Here is a 17,029-nt window from a genome sequence, read left to right as displayed (position 1 = left end):
GTCAGGTATTTCCTTTTGGGTGGCGCAATCCATTGCGCAGGAGGAGCCAGAGGACGCTCAGCGCAGTGAACCACGCGATCGCCACGGCAGCCTCCCACCTCGGCTGCAAATTGGAGCAGACATTAAGCACTGTAATACTGAACAGGCCCAAAGCAAAGTACATCCCTGTCACCTGGGGGTGACTGGCTCCTGCCTGCACCGCGCGCTGGTAGACGTGCTGGGTATGGGGTTCCATCCAGCGTTGTCCTGAAATGATGCGCGTCAACAGTGTGAAGCCCGCGTCCACAAGGAACGCCGACGCCGGTACCAGCAGCAGGATCCAGTTGATGTCGGTCTTAACGCTGGCCAGGGCCAGGACGGCCGCCACGGCGTACCCCAGCGCGCCACTTCCGACATCCCCCATGAAGATCCGGGCCCGCGGGAAGTTGAACGGCAGGAATCCGAGACAGGACAGCCCCAACGCAACGGCCACCAGCGAGTACGGCCAGGGCAGCAGCGGGGCCAGGCCCAGCGCGACCACCACCGCCTGGCTGGCAGCGATGCCGTTGATCCCATCCATGAAGTTCCAGATGTTGATCAACGAGGCCGTGAACACCAGCACCAGCACCGCCAGCACCCAGCTGCCGCCATGCACCTTGACCAGGGCGGCCAGCAGCGCGGCGGCGACGAAGTGCACCAGCAACCGGCGCATGGCCGGAAGCGGCCGGTGGTCATCCCACCAGCCGATCCCCGCCACCAGCACCAGGCCCAGGCTGGCGACCAGCAGGCTCGGCAGCGCGTCGGGCCAGGCCCACATCGCCACGCCGGCGGTCACCAGAAGGCTGATCACGATGGCGATGCCGCCACCGCGCGGGGTTGCCACACTATGGCTGCGGCGCTCGCCCGGCTGATCGAACAGTTGCTGGCGCAACGCGTAGCCACGCGCCGCCCAGGTCAGTGCGGCACTCAGCAGGGCCAGGCCCAGCAGCGCGGCCATCACGAGCCACGGCATGGATCAGAGCACCGCGTAGTTCAGCAGCGGCTTGACCGTGCCCCACTCCTTGCAGCTCGGGCACTGCCAGTGGTGGGTACGCGCGCCGAAGCCGCAGCGGGTGCAGCGGTAGGCCGGGTTGCGCACCAGCAGCTGGTCGGTGATGTGCTTGAGGTCGTGCAGGGTTGCGGTGGAATCGGCACCTTCGGCCAGGGTCAGGTCGATCAGCGCCGACTCGCCACGCACCGACGGACGATCCTTGAGCTGGCGGCCAAGGTAAGCGCGGGCCGGCGCCACGCCTTCCTGCTCTTCCATCAGGCGGGTCAGCGCCAGCACCGGGGCGATGCCACGGTAGTGCTCGGTCATTTCCGACAGGAACGCACGCGCGCCGCCGAGGTCGCCGACCTTGCGGTAGTTTTCCATCAACGCCGGCAGCAGTTCCGGCAGGTATTCCGGGTCGTTGCGCGCGGCGCGCTCGAAGGCGCGCACGGCCGCTTCTGCATTGCCTGCATCGGTTTCCAGGCGGCCTTCAATGATGCCGGCACGCACCGACATCGCGTCGGCCTGGTAGGCGCGGGCAATCGCCGCCCTCGCCTCTTCCAGCTTGCCGGCACCACGGAAGCGTTCGGCCAGTTCGCACTCGAACTGCCCGATCAGCTTGCCCATCGGCTCGCCGGTGACGTCCTCGAAACGGGTGGCGTTGTCGATCGCCTTTTCCCAGTCACGCTCGGCCTGATAGATGCCGATCAGGTGCTTGAGCGCCTGCGGAGCGCGCTGGTCCAGCTGCGCCAGTTCGGTGAACACCGTCTCGGCACGATCCAGCAGACCGGACTTCATGTAGTCCTCGCCCAGCGCCAGCAGGGCCTGCACACGCTGCGCATCACTCAGGTCATGACGGTTGACCAGGCCCTGATGCAGGCGGATGGCGCGGTCGACTTCGCCGCGGCGGCGGAACAGATGGCCCAGCGCGACCTGGGTCTCGAAGGTTTCCTTGTCCAGCTCGGCGATGTGCAGGAACAGCTCGATGGCCTTGTCCGGCTGTTCGTTGAGCAGGTAGTTCAGGCCGCGGAAGTAGGTGCTGGACAGGCGGCTGACCTGGTTGTCTCCGTGGCGTTGACCACCACGCCGTCCGATCACCCACCCGGCCAGGGCGGCCAGCGGAACGAACAGGAAGAACCAGAACCACTCGGTGACGAAATCCATCTTCGATCAGCGTCCATCAAAAGATTGGGGGGAAACACCTGCGGCCGGCGTAGCGGCTGCGGACTTGTTGGCGCGGCGCAGCTGGCTGTAGAGCGGAATGACCACGCTCACCAGCACCAGGCCGGCACCGACCACGACACCGACCAGCAGCGCGGCGATCAGGGCCACGCCCACCGAGGTGTGCAATTGAGTGAAAAGCAGGTTGATCGACATCGCGGTCATGTTGACCGCACCGATGATCAGCCCAAGGATCAGCACCGCCAGCAGGACCAGCAGACGAAAAACCTTCATGCGACAGCTCCAGTGGCAGGAGTCCGTAGCTTATCCGACTCGCGGCTGGATTCGCACGCGGTGGCGCGACGGGAGACTCAGGCCGGATCGGCGTCCAGCGGCAGCACACTGCTGACCCGCTCGCGCAGTTCCTTGCCCGGCTTGAAATGGGGGACGTGCTTGCCCGGCAGGGCAACCGATTCGCCGGTCTTCGGGTTGCGACCCAGGCGCGGCGGACGGTAGTGCAGCGAGAAGCTGCCAAAACCACGGATTTCGATGCGATCCCCGGCAGAGAGGGAACCGCCCATCATTTCCAGCAACGACTTCACCGCCAGATCGACATCATCGGCCTTCAGGTGCGCCTGGCGGCGCGCAAGGATTTCGATCAGTTCGGATTTGGTCATTACCGGCTCACATCAGGGGCATCTCAGCCTGAAACGGCCCGGGCAAAGCCCGGGCCGTCCAGGAAACACAAACAGCGTAAAGGCCGATTACTCGGACTTGCCACCGTTCAGCTGTGCACGCAGCAGCGCGCCCAGCTGGGTGGTGCCGCTGGAAGCCGAAGAGGACTGGTATTCTTCCAGCACTTCGCGCATTTCAGCGTCGTCCTTGGCCTTGATCGACAGCTGCAGGGTACGGCCCTTGCGGTCCATGCCCACGAACTTGGCTTCGATCTTGTCGCCGACCTTCAGGTGCTGGGTGGCGTCGTCAACGCGCTCGTTGGCGATGTCGCGGGCCGAGACGTAACCTTCGATGCCGTCAGCCAGCTCGATGATCGCGCCCTTGGCGTCGACTTCCTTCACCACGCCTTCAACCTTGGAGCCCTTCGGATTGGCAGCCATGTACTGGCCGAACGGATCCTGCTCCAGCTGCTTCACGCCCAGGGAGATGCGCTCGCGCTCCGGATCGACGGCCAGGACGACAGCGTCCAGGGTATCGCCCTTCTTGAAGTTGCGAACGACGTCTTCGCCGGTGGTGTTCCAGCTGATGTCGGACAGGTGGACCAGGCCGTCGATGCCGCCGTCCAGGCCGATGAAGATGCCGAAGTCGGTGATCGACTTGATCTGGCCCGACACCTTGTCACCCTTCTTGTGGGTGGCAGCGAAGGTTTCCCACGGATTGGCGGCAACCTGCTTCATGCCCAGCGAGATGCGGCGACGCTCTTCATCGACGTCCAGCACCATCACTTCGACTTCATCACCAACCTGCACAACCTTGGACGGGTTGACGTTCTTGTTGGTCCAATCCATCTCGGAGACGTGCACCAGGCCTTCGACGCCCGGCTCGATCTCGACGAACGCGCCGTAATCGGTGACGTTGGAGACCTTGCCGAAGACGCGGCTGTTGGCCGGGTAACGACGGGCGATGTTATCCCACGGATCTTCGCCCAGCTGCTTCAGGCCCAGCGAAACGCGGTTGCGCTCGCGGTCGAACTTCAGCACGCGCACGTCCAGCTCGTCGCCGACGTTGACGACTTCGGACGGATGGCGCACGCGCTTCCATGCCATGTCGGTGATGTGCAGCAGGCCGTCGATACCGCCCAGGTCCACGAACGCGCCGTAGTCGGTCAGGTTCTTGACGACACCCTTCAGGATCGCGCCTTCCTGCAGCTTGTCCATCAGCTGCTCGCGCTCTTCCGAGTGCTCGCTTTCGACGACAGCGCGGCGCGAGACCACGACGTTGTTACGCTTGCGGTCCAGCTTGATGAGCTTGAACTCGAGTTCCTTGCCTTCCAGGTAGGCCGGATCGCGCACCGGGCGCACATCGACCAGGGAACCCGGCAGGAAGGCGCGGACATCCTTGATGTCCACGGTGAAACCACCCTTGACCTTGCCGCTGATGCGGCCGGTGATGGTTTCGTTCTTTTCCAACGCTTCTTCCAGCTCGTCCCACACCATCGCGCGCTTGGCCTTCTCGCGCGACAGGACGGTTTCGCCGAAGCCGTTCTCGATCGAGTCGAGGGCGACCTTGACGATGTCGCCTTCGGCGACGTCGATTTCGCCAGCGTCGTTACGGAACTGTTCGATCGGCACGATGCCTTCGGACTTCAGGCCAGCGTTGATCACCACGACGTCGCCGCGGACTTCAACAACGGTACCGCTGACGATGGCGCCCGGCTTCAGCTTGGCCAGGTTGGCCTGGCTGGCTTCAAACAGTTCGGCAAATGATTCGGTCATTAGATTTACTCTGTTGGACACATGGGTCGGTGGCGTCCCCTTCAGGGGAATGGCGACCGCCCGCCTGTTGGTCGACCCCGGAAACGCAGGTCGTGTGTAGTAGGAAAACCGCCACGCATCATTGCGCGACGGAGCTGGTACAGCACTGCTTTGCGCGACCACCACCGATGTTGCTGGCAGTGCTCCCGCGCGAACGGATCAGGCAGCCGGAACCGGAAGCAGATCCATCACTCGGGCAACGACATCATCGATGCCGATGCCTGTGGTGTCGATGAGGACAGCATCGTCTGCCGGCTTCAGGGGCGCCACGGTACGCTGAGCATCACGGGCGTCGCGGGCCATGATCTCGCGCAGGAGGTCATCAAAGCTAACAGAAACCCCCTTGTCTTTCAACTGCTTATGCCGGCGCTCGGCGCGCTCCTCGGCACTGGCGGTCAGGAAGACCTTGTAGGGGGCGTCCTTGAAGATCACGGTGCCCATGTCGCGGCCGTCGGCAACCAGGCCGGGCAGCTCCCTGAATGCGCGCTGGCGCTCCTTCAGGGCCGCGCGGACCTCGGGAATGGCAGCAATGGCCGATGCCAGGGCGCCAGTGGTTTCCAGGCGCAGCTCGTCGGTGGCATCGGTGCCGTTGACCATGACTCGCATCGAATCGCCCTGTTCAACAAACTGAACGTGCGTATCGAAGGTGCAGCGCACCAGCGCCGAGGCGTCGGAGGTGTCGATGTCGGCCCAGCTCGCGGCCACGCCCACTGCGCGGTAGAGCGCGCCCGAATCCAGGTAATGCCAGCCCATCCGGCGCGCGATGATGCGGCTGATGGTACCCTTGCCAGCCCCGGAAGGGCCGTCGATGGTCAGGACGGGAGCGAGTGGATTCATGGGGTTCCCAGAGCGTGTGAAGGGGTCATTCTAGCCCCTGCCCGGGGCCCCGCGCGGCGACTTTCGCGCAACCACTTGAAACAACGACAAAAAGCCCGGTAGAATGGCGGGCTTGAACGAGCGTCAACTGCCGATTGTCTTTCGCATATCGCGGCCACGCTCCACCCGAACAACTACTGTTTACGCCGAGGTATGCCATGAAAGTCCTGTCCTCCCTGAAGTCGGCGAAGGCCCGTCACCGCGACTGCAAGGTCGTCCGTCGTCGCGGCAAGATCTTCGTCATCTGCAAGTCGAACCCGCGTTTCAAGGCGCGTCAGCGCTAAGCCCAACAGCCCTCGCGGCTGCGGCTGGCCCTACGCGGGGCCGACCCGATGCAAGAAACCGCCTTCGGGCGGTTTTTTGTTTATGCGGCTTTTTCCTGCCGTTTTTGCTGTAATCGCCTTTCTTGACCACTGGGGAGTAGATCGAGATGAAGCGTTACCTGTCCGCTCTGGCCGTGATGGCCACCCTGGCCGCCGCCACGCCGGCGCTGGCCGATACCCTGCTTGTCGACCGCGCGCGCGAGAAGCCGGCCGGTGCCCTGCCCGTGCGCGGCCAGAGCATGCAGCAGGTGCAGGCGCAGTTCGGCGCGCCAAGCGAACAGCTGCAGCCGCGCGGCGGGCAGAAGCGGCAATGGCCGACCATCAACCGCTGGGTGTACCCGCAGTTCACCGTCTACTTCGAGAAGCAGAAGGTGATCGACGTGGTGGCCAACCAGGCGGACCCGAACGAAATCGGCCCGAAACCGCCGATCCGTTGATCCCTTTACCCGCCGTGGGCGGGCCTGTGTAGCGAGACCATGAACCAGACCCTTCGTTTTCCTGCCGAGTGGGAAGCCCAGAGCGGCGTCCTGATTGCCTGGCCCACCGCCGACACCGACTGGGCCGACCGCCTGGGCCAGGTGGAAGAGACCTACATCGCCCTGGTCGCGGCCATCACCCGCTTCCAGCCGGTGCTGATCTGCGTGGCCGACGACGATGTGGAGACCTATGCCGAGATGCGGCTGCGCTCCAACCGCATCGACATGGACAAGGTCCACTTCACCACGGCGGCCTACGACGATACCTGGCTGCGCGACTCCGGCCCGATCACCCTGCGCCGCGCCGAAGGCGGCTTCCAGCTGCTGGATTTCCGCTTCACCGGCTGGGGCGGCAAGTTCGACGCCACCCTGGATGACCAGCTGGTAGGCGTGCTGGACCAGGCCGGCGTGTTCAACGATGCGCCGGTGCGCAGCATCCCGTTCGCGCTGGAAGGCGGCGGCATCGAGACCGATGGCGAAGGCACCCTGCTGACCACCTGGAAGTGCCTGCACGAGCGCCACCCGGACCGCGACCGCGCCAGCCTGAGCGCCGACCTGGCCGACTGGCTGCACCAGGACCGCGTGCTGTGGCTGGACCACGGCTACCTGGAAGGCGACGACACCGACGCGCATATCGACACCCTCGCCCGCTTCGCTTCGGCTGACAGCATCGTCTACCAGGCCTGCGACGACGAGAGCGATTCGCACTACGCCGAACTGCAGGCGATGGGCGACGAGCTGGCCGCGCTGCGCACCAAGGATGGCAAGCCGTACCGCCTGTTCCCGCTGCCGTGGGCACAGCCGGTGATCGACGAAGGCCGCCGCCTGGCCGCGTCGTACGCCAACTACCTGATCGTCAATGGCGCGGTGCTGATGCCGGCCTACGGTGATCCGGCCGACGACCTGGCCCGCGACGTGCTGGCGCAGGCGCACCCGGGCCGCGAGATCGTGCAGGTGCCCTGCCGCTCGCTGATCTGGCAGAACGGCAGCCTGCACTGCATCACCATGCAGCTGCCGGCAGGGCTGTTGAAGGTCTGATGGGTGACGCCGGGCCCCGCCCGGCACCGCTTTTGTAGAGCCGAGCCATGCTCGACTGGCTTTTTGTAGAGCCGAGCCCACGCTCGGCTGGCGCACTCGCGCAACCGGAGCAGAACGCAGCCGAGCATGGGCTCGGCTCTACAACACCGGCCCATTCAGCGCGCGACACGCCGTCGCCGCCCATCCGCGCTAACATGCTGGTTTTCCCCCGCAGGAACGCCCCGCATGAACTCGCGCAGCCCCCTTACCGTCGCCCTGATCCAGGAGCGCAACCACGGCGATGCCGCCGCCAACCTGGCGGTGATCGAAGCACGCGTGGCCGAGGCGGCTGCGCAGGGCGCGAAACTGGTGCTGCTGCAGGAACTGCACAACGGCCCGTACTTCTGCCAGCACGAATCGGTGGACGAGTTCGACCTGGCCGAGCCGATTCCGGGCCCGAGCACTGAGCGCCTGGGCGCGCTGGCGAAGAAGCATGGCGTGGTGCTGGTCGGCTCGCTGTTCGAACGCCGCGCCGCCGGCCTGTACCACAACACCGCCGTGGTGTTCGAGAAGGACGGCACGCTGCTCGGCAAGTACCGCAAGATGCATATCCCGGACGATCCGGGCTTCTACGAGAAGTTCTACTTCACCCCCGGCGACATCGGCTTCACGCCGATCGACACCTCGGTGGGTCGCCTTGGCGTGCTGGTGTGCTGGGACCAGTGGTACCCGGAAGCGGCGCGCCTGATGGCGCTGGCCGGTGCCGAGCTGCTGCTGTACCCCACTGCGATCGGCTGGGACCCGGACGACGTGCAGGATGAAAAGACCCGCCAGCGCGACGCCTGGGTGCTGAGCCACCGCGGCCATGCCGTGGCCAACGGCCTGCCGGTGCTGAGCTGCAACCGCGTGGGCCATGAAGCGTCGCCGCTGGGCGCATCGGGCATCCAGTTCTGGGGCAACAGCCACGTGCTGGGCCCGCAGGGCGAGTTCCTGGCCGAAGCCGGCACCGATGCCACGGTTCTGATGTGCGACGTCGACCTGCAGCGCAGCGAGCACGTGCGCCGCATCTGGCCGTTCCTGCGCGACCGTCGCATCGACGCGTACGGTGACCTGCTCAAGCGCTACATCGACTGAGCCGGAGCCGCGCATGGCCGTCCTCATCCGTGATGCCGGCCCGGCCGACATCGACGCGATCACCGCGATCTATGCGGTGGAAGTGACCGACTTCGTCAACACCTACGAGTACGACATCCCGGACGCGAGCGAGATGCTGCGCCGCATGCGCGACATCATCGATCGCGGCTTCCCCTACCTGGTCGCCGAGATCGACGGCCAGGTGGCCGGCTATGCCTATGCCAACACCTACCGCACCCGCGTCGCCTACCAGTGGACCGTGGAAAACTCGGTCTACGTCGATGCCGGCTTCCAGGGCAAGGGCGTCGGCACCGGCCTGCTGCAGGCCCTGATCGACGCCTGCGTGGCGCGCGGCTACCGGCAGATGGTGGCGGTGATTGGCGAGCCGACCAATACCGCTTCAATCAAGCTGCACGAACGCTTCGGCTTCAAGCTGGTGGGCGTGTTCCGTGGCCTCGGCCGCAAGCACGGCCGTTGGCTGGATACCGTGCAGATGCAGCGCGCGCTCGGCGATGGCGCCGACACCGCACCTTCAAATGAATGAACCCATGACCGAAACCCTTCCCGAAACCGGCGACGATCTGTTCGCCGGCCAGCCGGTGCGCGTCGTTGAACGCGATGGCGTGCGCTACACCCTGCTGGGCACCGCCCATGTTTCGCGCGCCAGCGTTGAAGCCGTGGAGAAAGCCATCGACAGCGGCCGTTTCGATGCCGTTGCCGTTGAACTGGACCCACAGCGCCTGCAGGCACTGAGTGATCCGGACACGCTGGCCAAGCTCGACCTGGTCGAGGTGATCCGCAAGGGCCGCGTGGCCCTGTTCGCCGCCAACCTGGCCTTGTCGGCCTACCAGCGCCGCCTGGCCGAACAGCTGGACATCGAGCCGGGCGCCGAATTGAAGCGCGCGGTGGAACTGGCGCGCGAACGCGACCTGCCGGTGCACCTGATCGACCGCGAAGTCGGCCTGACCTTCCGCCGCGCCTCGCAGCGGCTGGGTTTCTTTGGCAAGCTGAAGCTGGTCGCCGGCCTTGGTGCCGGCCTGTTCTCGTCCGAGGAAGTGGGCGAAAACGAGATCGAGAAGCTCAAGCAGGGCGACATGCTGGAATCGAGCTTCGGCGAGTTCGCCAGCGAGAGCCCGGCGCTGTACGAAACCATCATCGGCGAGCGTGACCGCTACATGGCCACGCGCCTGCGCGAGGAACACAACCCGCAGCAGCGTGAAGTGCTGGCGGTTGTCGGTGCAGGTCATCTTGCGGGTCTCGCACGCTACCTGGAAACCGACACCGAAGCACCGGCGCCGCTGCGTGCCGAGCTGGAAGCGGTACCGAAGAAGCGCAACATCCCGTGGTTCACGCTGGGTATCCTGGCGATCGTAGCGACTGGCATCGGCGTGGGCTTCTACCGCGGCGGCCTCGGCGTGGGTACCGAACTGCTGGCGACCTGGGCGATGTACACCGGCGGCCTGGCGGGCCTGGGCTGCCTGCTGGCCGGCGGCCATCCGCTGAGCATCCTCACTGCAATCGCGGTGGCCCCGTTCAAGCCGTTCCGCCTGAGCATCCCCACCGGCGCGTTCTCGGCGCTGGTGGAAGCGCGCCTGCGCAAGCCGGCCTACGAGGATTTCCTCAAGCTGCGTGACGATGCGCAGAGCCTGAAGGGCTGGTACCGCAACCGCGTCACCCGCGTGGTGCTGACCTTCATGCTGACCAACATCGGCAGCATGCTCGGCCTGTGGCTGACGACCTTCAAGGTGTGGGGCAAGGTCGCAGGGTAGGCCTTTCAACCGGCCACGGAATCCGTAGCGCCCGAGCCCATGCTCGGGCGACGCCGCGACGCGGTGAGCAGCAGCCGAGCATGGCTCGGCTCTACAGAGGAAAACAGACCCGGCGAGCAAAAAAAGGGGGAGGCCGCCCCACTACGACCGGCCTCCCCCACACCACAACACGTTGATGTGCATTACAGCCGGGCAGCACCCGGCTCTACCATTTCCATTCCGCGCGCACGGCGGATCAGCCGCGTCACGGCATTGCGCAGGTCATCGAGCACAGCGTAGATCGTCGGCAGGAACAGCAGGCTGACCACGGTCGAGAACGCCAGGCCGCCGGCAATCGCGCGTGCCATCGGTGCGTACTCCGGGCCGTTGCCGAACATCTGCGTATTGGTCAACGAGATCGGCACCATCGCCAGGATCGCCGTGCCCATCGTCATCATGATCGGGCGCAATCGCTCGCGTGAGCCTTCCACCAGTGCCTGGGTGCGGCCCATGCCACCGCGCCGCAGGTTGTTGATGTGCTCGATCATCACGATGCCGTTGTTCACCACCACGCCCATCAGCACCAGGATGCCGATGAAGGACATGATCCCGAACGAGGTGCCGGTGATCCAGAACAGCCAGAACACGCCGAAGATCGAGAACAGCACACCGCTCATGATCGCCGCCGGGAACAGCAGCGACTCGAACACCGCCGCCATCACCACGTAGATCATCACCAGCGCGATCAGCAGGTTGAACACCATCTGCTGCATCGCCTCGTCATCGTTGCCGTAGTCGCCGCCGTCGAAGGTGAAGCCATAGCCGGCCGGGAAGTTCATCGGCTTGAGCACCGACTCCATCGCCTTGCGGCCATCCGGCGCGGTGACCTTCTCAGCCAGGTTGGCCTTGATGGTCAGCGTGGTCTGGCGGTTGGTGCGGCCGATCTGGGTGGCTGACGAGCCGACGTCAACGGTGACCAGGCTCAGCAGCGGCACGCTGCGGCCATCGCCGGTACGCACGCTGAAACCGGCCAGGTCTTCCGGGCTGCTCTGCTCGGCACCGGCGAAACGCACCCACACCGGCACTTCGTTGTCGCCACGGCGGAACTCGCGCATCGGCGCACCGCGCAGCGCCAGGCCGACGAAGCTGGCCACCTGTTCGGCGTTGAAGCCGAACGCCGCCGCACGTTCGCGGTCAACGCGCACCTTCAGTTCGCCGCCCTTCTCGCCGTTGTCGATGCGCACGTCGCGCAGCTCGGCGCGCTGGGCCAGCAGCGGCACCACTTCCAGGCCGATCTCCTGCAGCATCGAACTGGAATCACCAACCAGCTGCACCTGCACGCCCTGGTTGCCACCGCCGCCGCCGTCACCGCCCTGGTTGCCGACGAAGTAGTCGGTACGCGCGGACTTCGGCAGCCCCTTGCGCAGCTCTTCCTGCAGCGCCTTGATGTCCTTGGCGTACTTCTCGTCCAGGGTGACCACGGTCGAGCTGCCTTCCTGCTCGCTGTACCAGGAGTAGACCTGCTTGACGTGCAGGCGTTCACGGTTGGCGTCGATCCAGTTCTCCACCCGCGCCACTTCCTCGGACATCTGCCGGTAGGTGTAGGCGCCCTTCCACATGTAGCCGATGAAGATGTCCTTGCCACCTTCGCCACCGAACATGTCGACCTTGGTCAGCTTCATCGGCACCAGGCTGACCAGCACCACCAGCACGATGCCAAGCAGGCTCCAGCCACGATGGCGCAGTGACCAGTCCAGCAGCTGCGCGTAGCGGCGCTGCAGGCGCGCGATCACGCCGGTCTGCGAGTGCACCAGCTTGGGCGTGGCCATGCGCGCGGACAGCATCGGGATCAGGCTGACCGCCACCAGCCACGAGGCCAGCAGCGAGACCGAGATGGTGATCGCGATCTGCGCCATGAAGATGCTGATGTTGTTGGTCTCGCCGAACAGGTTGGGCACGAACACGATGCAGTGGCACAGGGTGCCGGCGCTGAGCGCGATGGCCACGTTGCGGGTGCCGATGATCGAGGCCAGCCGCGGCTGCCCGGGCATGCGCTCGCGCTCCTGGTAGATGCTCTCCACCACCACCACGGCGTTGTCGACCAGCATGCCCACCGCCAGCAGCAGGCCCATCATGGTCAGGATGTTCAGCGTCACCCCGACGAAGTACATGAAACCCAGGGTGATGGTGAAGCAGATCGGAATGGCCAGGGTCACCATCAGCGTGGACGGCCAATGGCGCAGGAAGAAGAACAGCACCGTGATCGACAGGATCAGGCCCACCGCGCCGGCCTCGGCCAGCTCCAGCAGCGAGGAGGTCACCGCCTTGCCCTGGTTGTCGATCACCTTGATCTGGACGTCGCGCATCGACGCTTCGGCGCGGATCGATTCGACCTCGGCCAGCGCCGCGCGCGACACCTCCACCAGGTTGGCGCTGCGCTCCTTGAAGATGTCCAGGCCGACCGCCGGGTTGCCGTCCAGGCGGCGCCCGTAGTTCATCCGCGCCGGCTTCAGGCGCACGTCGGCGATGTCGCCCAGGCGCAGGCCCTTGGCGTTGATCACCAGGTCGCGCATTTCCTGCAGGTCGGTGATCTCGCCCACCGGCTGCACGCGCACGCGCTGGCCGTTGTCGTCGATCTGCCCGGCCGAGATCGAGAAGTTCAGCGTGCGCAGGCGCTCGCTCAGCTCATTGATGCTCAGGCCATGCGCGTTGAGCCGGTTCGGGTCGATGGCAATCTCGACTTCGTTCGGCGGCGCGCCGGTGATGTCGACGCGGGCCACGCCAGGGATGCGCTCGATGCGCCGCTTGAACTCGCGGTCGAGCATGTCGTACGCGGTGGTCAGGTCGGTGGTGCTCGCCAGCCGCACCTTCAGCACCGGCTGGTCGCTGCTGGACCACTTGAACACGTTGTAGCGCTGCAGGTCGTCAGGCAGGTCGCTGCGGATCGCGTCGATGCGTTCGCGTGCATCGGACGCGGCGATGGCGATGTCGCGGTCCCAGTCGCTGAACTCGATGAAGATCAGCGCCGCTTCGGAGGTGGCCGACGAGCGCATGCGCTTGATGCCGGTCATCGTCGCCAGCGATTCCTCCACCGGGCGGATGATGGTCCGCTCCACTTCCTCCGGGGTTGAACCGGTGTACGGAATCTGCACGAACAGGAACGGCGCGGAGATGTCCGGCAGCGCTTCCAGCGGCAGCCGGAACGAGGCGATCAGGCCGATCACCACCAGTGACACGAAACACATGATGGTGGTGACCGGGCGGCGGATGGAGAACTCGGCAACACTCATGCCGGTTCCTCCGCACCCGCCGCGTTGCCTGCGGAACCCGGCTCGATCTCACCGGCGTGCTTGCGGCCACGCTCGCGGTAATAGGCATCACCGCGGCGATCCATCAGGTCGTACACCACCGGGATCACCAGCAGGGTCAGCAGGGTCGACACCAGCAGGCCACCGATCACGGTGATCGCCATCGGCGCGCGTACTTCGGCGCCCTCGCCCATCGCGACCGCCAGCGGCAGGAAGCCGAACAGCGTGCACAGCGTGGTCATGATGATCGGCCGCAGGCGCGAGCGCGCACCTTCCACCAGTGCTTCGCGCTTGGCCACGCCCGCCTCGCGCAGCTGGTTGACCTTGTCGATCAGGATGATCGCGTTCTTGGTGACCAGGCCCACCAGCAGGATCAGGCCGATGAACACCACCACCGAGATGGGCTTGCCGGTCAGCATCAGTGCCAGGATCGCGCCGACCAGCGCCAGCGGGATGGTGAACAGGATGACGAACGGATGCAGCAGCGATTCGAACTGCGAGGCCATCACCAGGTAGACCAGGAAGATCGCCAGGCCGAAGGCGAAGATCAGCGACTTCGCCGCCTGCGCCAGCTCCTCGCCCTGGCCGCCGATGTGCAGGCCGACGCCCGCGCCCAGCGGCTGTTCGGCCACCATCTGCTGCACTTCACGCATGGCCGCGCCCAGATCGATGTCGCGCAGGTTGGCCGAGACCACGGCGACGCGGGTCTGGTCCGCGCGATGGATCTCGCTGGGGCCGGTGGTAGCGACCACGTCGGCTACCGCGTCCAGCGTGACCGGACGGGTGCTGCCCGGATTGACGATCAGCCGGCGGATGCTCTCCACGCTGGCACGGTCGCCCTCCTGCGCCCGCACCAGCACGTCGATCTTGCGGTCGCGGAAGCTGTAGCGGGTGGCCACGTCGCCACGCACCTTCTTCACCACCACGTCGGCGATCTGGCGGGTGGTCAGGCCCAGTGCACCGGCACGCTCCTGGTCGAAGCGGATCTGGATTTCCGGGAAGCCTTCCTCCACCGTCGACTTCACGTCGGCGTAGTGCGCGTTGCCGCGCAGCATCGCCGCCAGGCGTTGGCCAGCCACTTCCAGCGTTGCCATGTCCTGCCCGCGCAGCTCGATCTCCAGCGGCGTGGAGAAACTGAACAACGCCGGTCGCGCGAAGTCGACCTGGGCACCTGGATGCTGGGTCATGGTGTCACGCAGGCGCTCGGTGATCTCCGCTTCGGTTCGCGCGTTGCCACCGCCTTCCATCACCACGGTCAGCTTGCCGATGTTCTCGCCGCTTTCGGTCGGGCTGGCATCCAGGCGCGTGCCGCTGCCGCTGACGCCATACAGCGAGGCCACGCCTTCACCCTTGCCATGCGCCAGCTGCAGCTCGCGCACCAGTGCATCGGTCTGCTTCAGCGGCGTGCCGGCGGGCAGCTTCACCGTCATTTCGAAACGGTCCTGTGCCAGCTGCGGGATCAGGTCGGCACCGAGCATTGGCACCAGCGCCATGGTCGCCACGAAGATGATCGTGGCCACACCCAGCACCTTGCCTGGATGGGCCAGCGCGCTCGGCAGCAGGCGCAGGTAGCCGCGCTCGGCACCGGCATAGGGCTTCATCGCCAGGTCGCTCGCCTTGCGCATCACCGGGCCGACCACCGCCACCACGCCACGCCATGCACGCACGACCAGCCAGGCCAGTGCATAGAAGCTCCAGCGCGCGGTTGCGACGGCGCCACGACGGCCCAGCGCCACCGGCTTCTGCCAGCGGTTCTGCGGCTGCCACGGCTCGTTCGGTGCTTCTTCCGGGAAGGCCAGCGGCGGCCGTCCCTTCAGCGAGCTCAACATCGGGATCAGCGTCATCGACACCAGCAGCGAGATCGCTATGGCGATCGCCACGGTCAGCGCCTGGTCGCGGAACAGCTGGCCGGCGATGCCGTCGACGAACACCAGCGGCAGGAACACCGCGATGGTGGTCAGGGTCGAGGCGACCACCGCCATGCTCACTTCGCGGGTACCGACGATGGCCGCCTGCAGGATGCCCAGGCCACGCTCGCGGGCCTTGGCGATGCTCTCCAGCACCACGATCGAGTCGTCAACGACCAGGCCGGTAGCCAGCGCCAGTCCGCCCAGCGACATCACGTTCAGGCTCAGGCCCAGCTGGCCCATGAAGAAGAACGTGGCGATGATCGAGACCGGCAGCGACAGGCTGATCACGAAGGTGCTCCAGCCATCACGCAGGAACAGGAAGATGATCAGGATCGCCAGCAGGCCACCGATCACCGCATCCTTCTTGACGTCGGCGATGGCGTGCTCGATGAAGCGCGACTGGTCCTCGATGGTGGTCATCTCGACATCGGACGGGAACGTGCCCTTGATCTGCTCCAGGCGCTTGCGCAGCGCTTCGGCGGTGGACACGGTGTTGGCATCGCCTTCCTTGTAGATGGCCAGTTCAACCGATTCCTTGCCGCCCAGGCGGATCACCGCTTCGCGTTCCTTGTAGCCCTGGCGCACGGTAGCCACATCCTTCAGGCGCACCGGCACACCGTTGGCGACCACGCTGGAACCACCGCCGGATGACGCGCTCTGCGCCGCCGACGCCGCCGCGATGGCGGCCGCCGAACCGGTCGATGCGGCGATGTTGAACATCTGCTGCAGTGCCGAGTCGGCCGCACTGCCGTTCGACGCCTGGGTGGTGACCAGCAGGTTGCGGATCTCCTCCAGGTCGGCGAACTGGTTGACGGTACGCACCAGGAAGCGCTGCGAACCCTCCTCCAGGCGACCGCCGGAGATGTTGATGTTCTCGTCCTTCAGGCGCTTGATGACGGTGTCGATCGGCAGGTTCAGCTGCGCCAGCTTCTGCTGGTCGATGTCGACCTGGATCTCGTCCTCCAGGCCACCGCCGACCTTGACCGCTGCGACGCCGGTGACCGGCTCCAGCTTCTTCTTCAGGTCTTCATCGGCATAGCGGCGCAGGCCGGTCAGCTCGCGGATCGCATCGGCATCGCTGGTCGGTGCCGACTTGTTCGACAGCACCAGGCGCATGATCGGCTCGGTGGACGGATTGAAGCGCAGCAGCACCGGGGCCTTGGCCTCCAGTGGCAGGTTCAGCGCTTCCATCTTGTCGCGCACCTCCAGGCTGGCCTGGTCCATGTTGGTGCCCCAGGCGAACTCCAGCACCACATCGCTCTGGCCGGTGCGCGAGACCGACTTCAGCTTGCGCAGGTTCTTGACCACGCCCACCGCTTCTTCGACCGGCTGGGTGATCAGGGTTTCGATTTCGGTCGGCGCCGCACCGGTGTACTCGGTGCGCACGGTCAGTGTCGGGTAGCTCAGGTCAGGCAGCAGGTTGACCTTGAGGTTGCCCAGCGCGATCAGGCCGAACAGCAGCAGGGTGACCGTGCACATGGCGATGGTCACGCGGCGGCGGGTGGCAAACTCCACCAGGCCGCCGCGCATGCCGGCGGCGGCGCCGTCGCACGCCGGCGAGGCGCCGTGGTCGTGGCC

The 17,029-nt window shown here is 65.8% G+C and carries 14 protein-coding genes; 6 read left to right on the top strand and 8 right to left on the bottom strand.

Annotation, left to right across the window (positions count from 1 at the left end; genetic code table 11):
• Position 1: 1 nt before the first annotated feature.
• The 6 genes from D7Y61_RS00505 to cmk all read right to left on the bottom strand — a co-directional run bounded on the left by D7Y61_RS00505 (position 2) and on the right by cmk (position 5,496).
• Entirely contained in the window at positions 2-991 is a 990-nt protein-coding gene (locus D7Y61_RS00505) for an MraY family glycosyltransferase (protein WP_180864514.1), read from the bottom strand.
• Between the two features lie 3 nt (positions 992-994).
• Positions 995-2,173 (bottom strand): lipopolysaccharide assembly protein LapB, encoded by a 1,179-nt coding sequence (gene lapB / locus D7Y61_RS00500; RefSeq protein ID WP_180864513.1) that lies wholly within the window; start codon positions 2,171-2,173, stop codon positions 995-997.
• 6 nt (positions 2,174-2,179) lie between these two features.
• A complete protein-coding gene (locus D7Y61_RS00495; RefSeq protein WP_180864512.1) occupies positions 2,180-2,464 on the bottom strand; it encodes a lipopolysaccharide assembly protein LapA domain-containing protein in 285 nt (94 codons plus the stop codon).
• Between the two features lie 77 nt (positions 2,465-2,541).
• On the bottom strand, positions 2,542-2,847 hold the full coding sequence (locus D7Y61_RS00490) for an integration host factor subunit beta (protein WP_005409286.1): 306 nt from the start codon (positions 2,845-2,847) through the stop codon (positions 2,542-2,544).
• A gap of 87 nt (positions 2,848-2,934) precedes the next feature.
• Positions 2,935-4,620, bottom strand: coding sequence for a 30S ribosomal protein S1 (rpsA, locus tag D7Y61_RS00485; RefSeq protein WP_180864511.1), 1,686 nt, complete (start codon positions 4,618-4,620; stop codon positions 2,935-2,937).
• A 198-nt stretch (positions 4,621-4,818) separates the two neighbouring features.
• Positions 4,819-5,496 carry a (d)CMP kinase gene (cmk, locus tag D7Y61_RS00480; protein ID WP_180864510.1) on the bottom strand — a complete coding sequence of 226 codons (678 nt, stop codon included), beginning with the start codon at positions 5,494-5,496 and terminating at the stop codon, positions 4,819-4,821.
• 197 nt (positions 5,497-5,693) lie between these two features.
• Between cmk and ykgO the strand changes: the two genes are divergently transcribed.
• The 6 genes from ykgO to D7Y61_RS00450 all read left to right on the top strand — a co-directional run bounded on the left by ykgO (position 5,694) and on the right by D7Y61_RS00450 (position 10,254).
• The gene (gene ykgO, locus D7Y61_RS00475) at positions 5,694-5,819 is read left to right on the top strand and encodes a type B 50S ribosomal protein L36 (protein WP_005409283.1); all 126 of its coding nucleotides are present in this window, start codon (positions 5,694-5,696) and stop codon (positions 5,817-5,819) included.
• A 176-nt stretch (positions 5,820-5,995) separates the two neighbouring features.
• On the top strand, positions 5,996-6,295 hold the full coding sequence (locus D7Y61_RS00470) for a hypothetical protein (protein ID WP_227837998.1): 300 nt from the start codon (positions 5,996-5,998) through the stop codon (positions 6,293-6,295).
• A gap of 39 nt (positions 6,296-6,334) precedes the next feature.
• Positions 6,335-7,372, top strand: a complete 1,038-nt coding sequence (locus D7Y61_RS00465; protein WP_180864509.1) for an agmatine deiminase family protein — start codon at positions 6,335-6,337, stop codon at positions 7,370-7,372.
• 225 nt (positions 7,373-7,597) lie between these two features.
• Positions 7,598-8,485 carry a carbon-nitrogen hydrolase gene (locus D7Y61_RS00460; RefSeq protein ID WP_180864508.1) on the top strand — a complete coding sequence of 296 codons (888 nt, stop codon included), beginning with the start codon at positions 7,598-7,600 and terminating at the stop codon, positions 8,483-8,485.
• Positions 8,486-8,498: 13 nt separating this feature from the next.
• The gene (locus D7Y61_RS00455) at positions 8,499-9,029 is read left to right on the top strand and encodes a GNAT family N-acetyltransferase (RefSeq protein WP_180864507.1); all 531 of its coding nucleotides are present in this window, start codon (positions 8,499-8,501) and stop codon (positions 9,027-9,029) included.
• A gap of 4 nt (positions 9,030-9,033) precedes the next feature.
• Positions 9,034-10,254 carry a TraB/GumN family protein gene (locus D7Y61_RS00450; protein ID WP_005409278.1) on the top strand — a complete coding sequence of 407 codons (1,221 nt, stop codon included), beginning with the start codon at positions 9,034-9,036 and terminating at the stop codon, positions 10,252-10,254.
• Between the two features lie 182 nt (positions 10,255-10,436).
• Here the strand turns inward: D7Y61_RS00450 and D7Y61_RS00445 are convergent, their stop codons facing one another.
• Together D7Y61_RS00445 and D7Y61_RS00440 are read right to left on the bottom strand one after the other, a co-directional pair.
• A complete protein-coding gene (locus D7Y61_RS00445; protein ID WP_180864506.1) occupies positions 10,437-13,523 on the bottom strand; it encodes an efflux RND transporter permease subunit in 3,087 nt (1,028 codons plus the stop codon).
• Entirely contained in the window at positions 13,520-16,981 is a 3,462-nt protein-coding gene (locus D7Y61_RS00440) for an efflux RND transporter permease subunit (RefSeq protein WP_258010169.1), read from the bottom strand. The genes D7Y61_RS00445 and D7Y61_RS00440 overlap by 4 nt, the downstream gene beginning before the upstream one ends.
• Between the last annotated feature and the right edge of the window lie 48 nt (positions 16,982-17,029).

The organism is Stenotrophomonas maltophilia (genome assembly GCF_013464485.1).
GTDB classification, from domain to species: domain Bacteria; phylum Pseudomonadota; class Gammaproteobacteria; order Xanthomonadales; family Xanthomonadaceae; genus Stenotrophomonas; species Stenotrophomonas maltophilia_AW.
The sequence above is the reverse complement of the archived record's forward strand: the minus strand, read 5'-3'. Positions and strand labels throughout refer to the sequence as shown.

Excerpts from the sequence above, each read along its gene's own strand:
- D7Y61_RS00505 (WP_180864514.1), bottom strand. The coding sequence starts at position 991 with ATGCCGTGGCTCGTGATGGCCGCGCTGCTGGGCCTGGCCCTGCTGAGT.
- lapB (WP_180864513.1), bottom strand. The coding sequence starts at position 2,173 with ATGGATTTCGTCACCGAGTGGTTCTGGTTCTTCCTGTTCGTTCCGCTG.
- D7Y61_RS00495 (WP_180864512.1), bottom strand. The coding sequence starts at position 2,464 with ATGAAGGTTTTTCGTCTGCTGGTCCTGCTGGCGGTGCTGATCCTTGGG.
- D7Y61_RS00490 (WP_005409286.1), bottom strand. The coding sequence starts at position 2,847 with ATGACCAAATCCGAACTGATCGAAATCCTTGCGCGCCGCCAGGCGCAC.
- rpsA (WP_180864511.1), bottom strand. The coding sequence starts at position 4,620 with ATGACCGAATCATTTGCCGAACTGTTTGAAGCCAGCCAGGCCAACCTG.
- cmk (WP_180864510.1), bottom strand. The coding sequence starts at position 5,496 with ATGAATCCACTCGCTCCCGTCCTGACCATCGACGGCCCTTCCGGGGCT.
- ykgO (WP_005409283.1), top strand. The coding sequence starts at position 5,694 with ATGAAAGTCCTGTCCTCCCTGAAGTCGGCGAAGGCCCGTCACCGCGAC.
- D7Y61_RS00470 (WP_227837998.1), top strand. The coding sequence starts at position 5,996 with ATGGCCACCCTGGCCGCCGCCACGCCGGCGCTGGCCGATACCCTGCTT.
- D7Y61_RS00465 (WP_180864509.1), top strand. The coding sequence starts at position 6,335 with ATGAACCAGACCCTTCGTTTTCCTGCCGAGTGGGAAGCCCAGAGCGGC.
- D7Y61_RS00460 (WP_180864508.1), top strand. The coding sequence starts at position 7,598 with ATGAACTCGCGCAGCCCCCTTACCGTCGCCCTGATCCAGGAGCGCAAC.
- D7Y61_RS00455 (WP_180864507.1), top strand. The coding sequence starts at position 8,499 with ATGGCCGTCCTCATCCGTGATGCCGGCCCGGCCGACATCGACGCGATC.
- D7Y61_RS00450 (WP_005409278.1), top strand. The coding sequence starts at position 9,034 with ATGACCGAAACCCTTCCCGAAACCGGCGACGATCTGTTCGCCGGCCAG.
- D7Y61_RS00445 (WP_180864506.1), bottom strand. The coding sequence starts at position 13,523 with ATGAGTGTTGCCGAGTTCTCCATCCGCCGCCCGGTCACCACCATCATG.
- D7Y61_RS00440 (WP_258010169.1), bottom strand. The coding sequence starts at position 16,981 with ATGCGCGGCGGCCTGGTGGAGTTTGCCACCCGCCGCCGCGTGACCATC.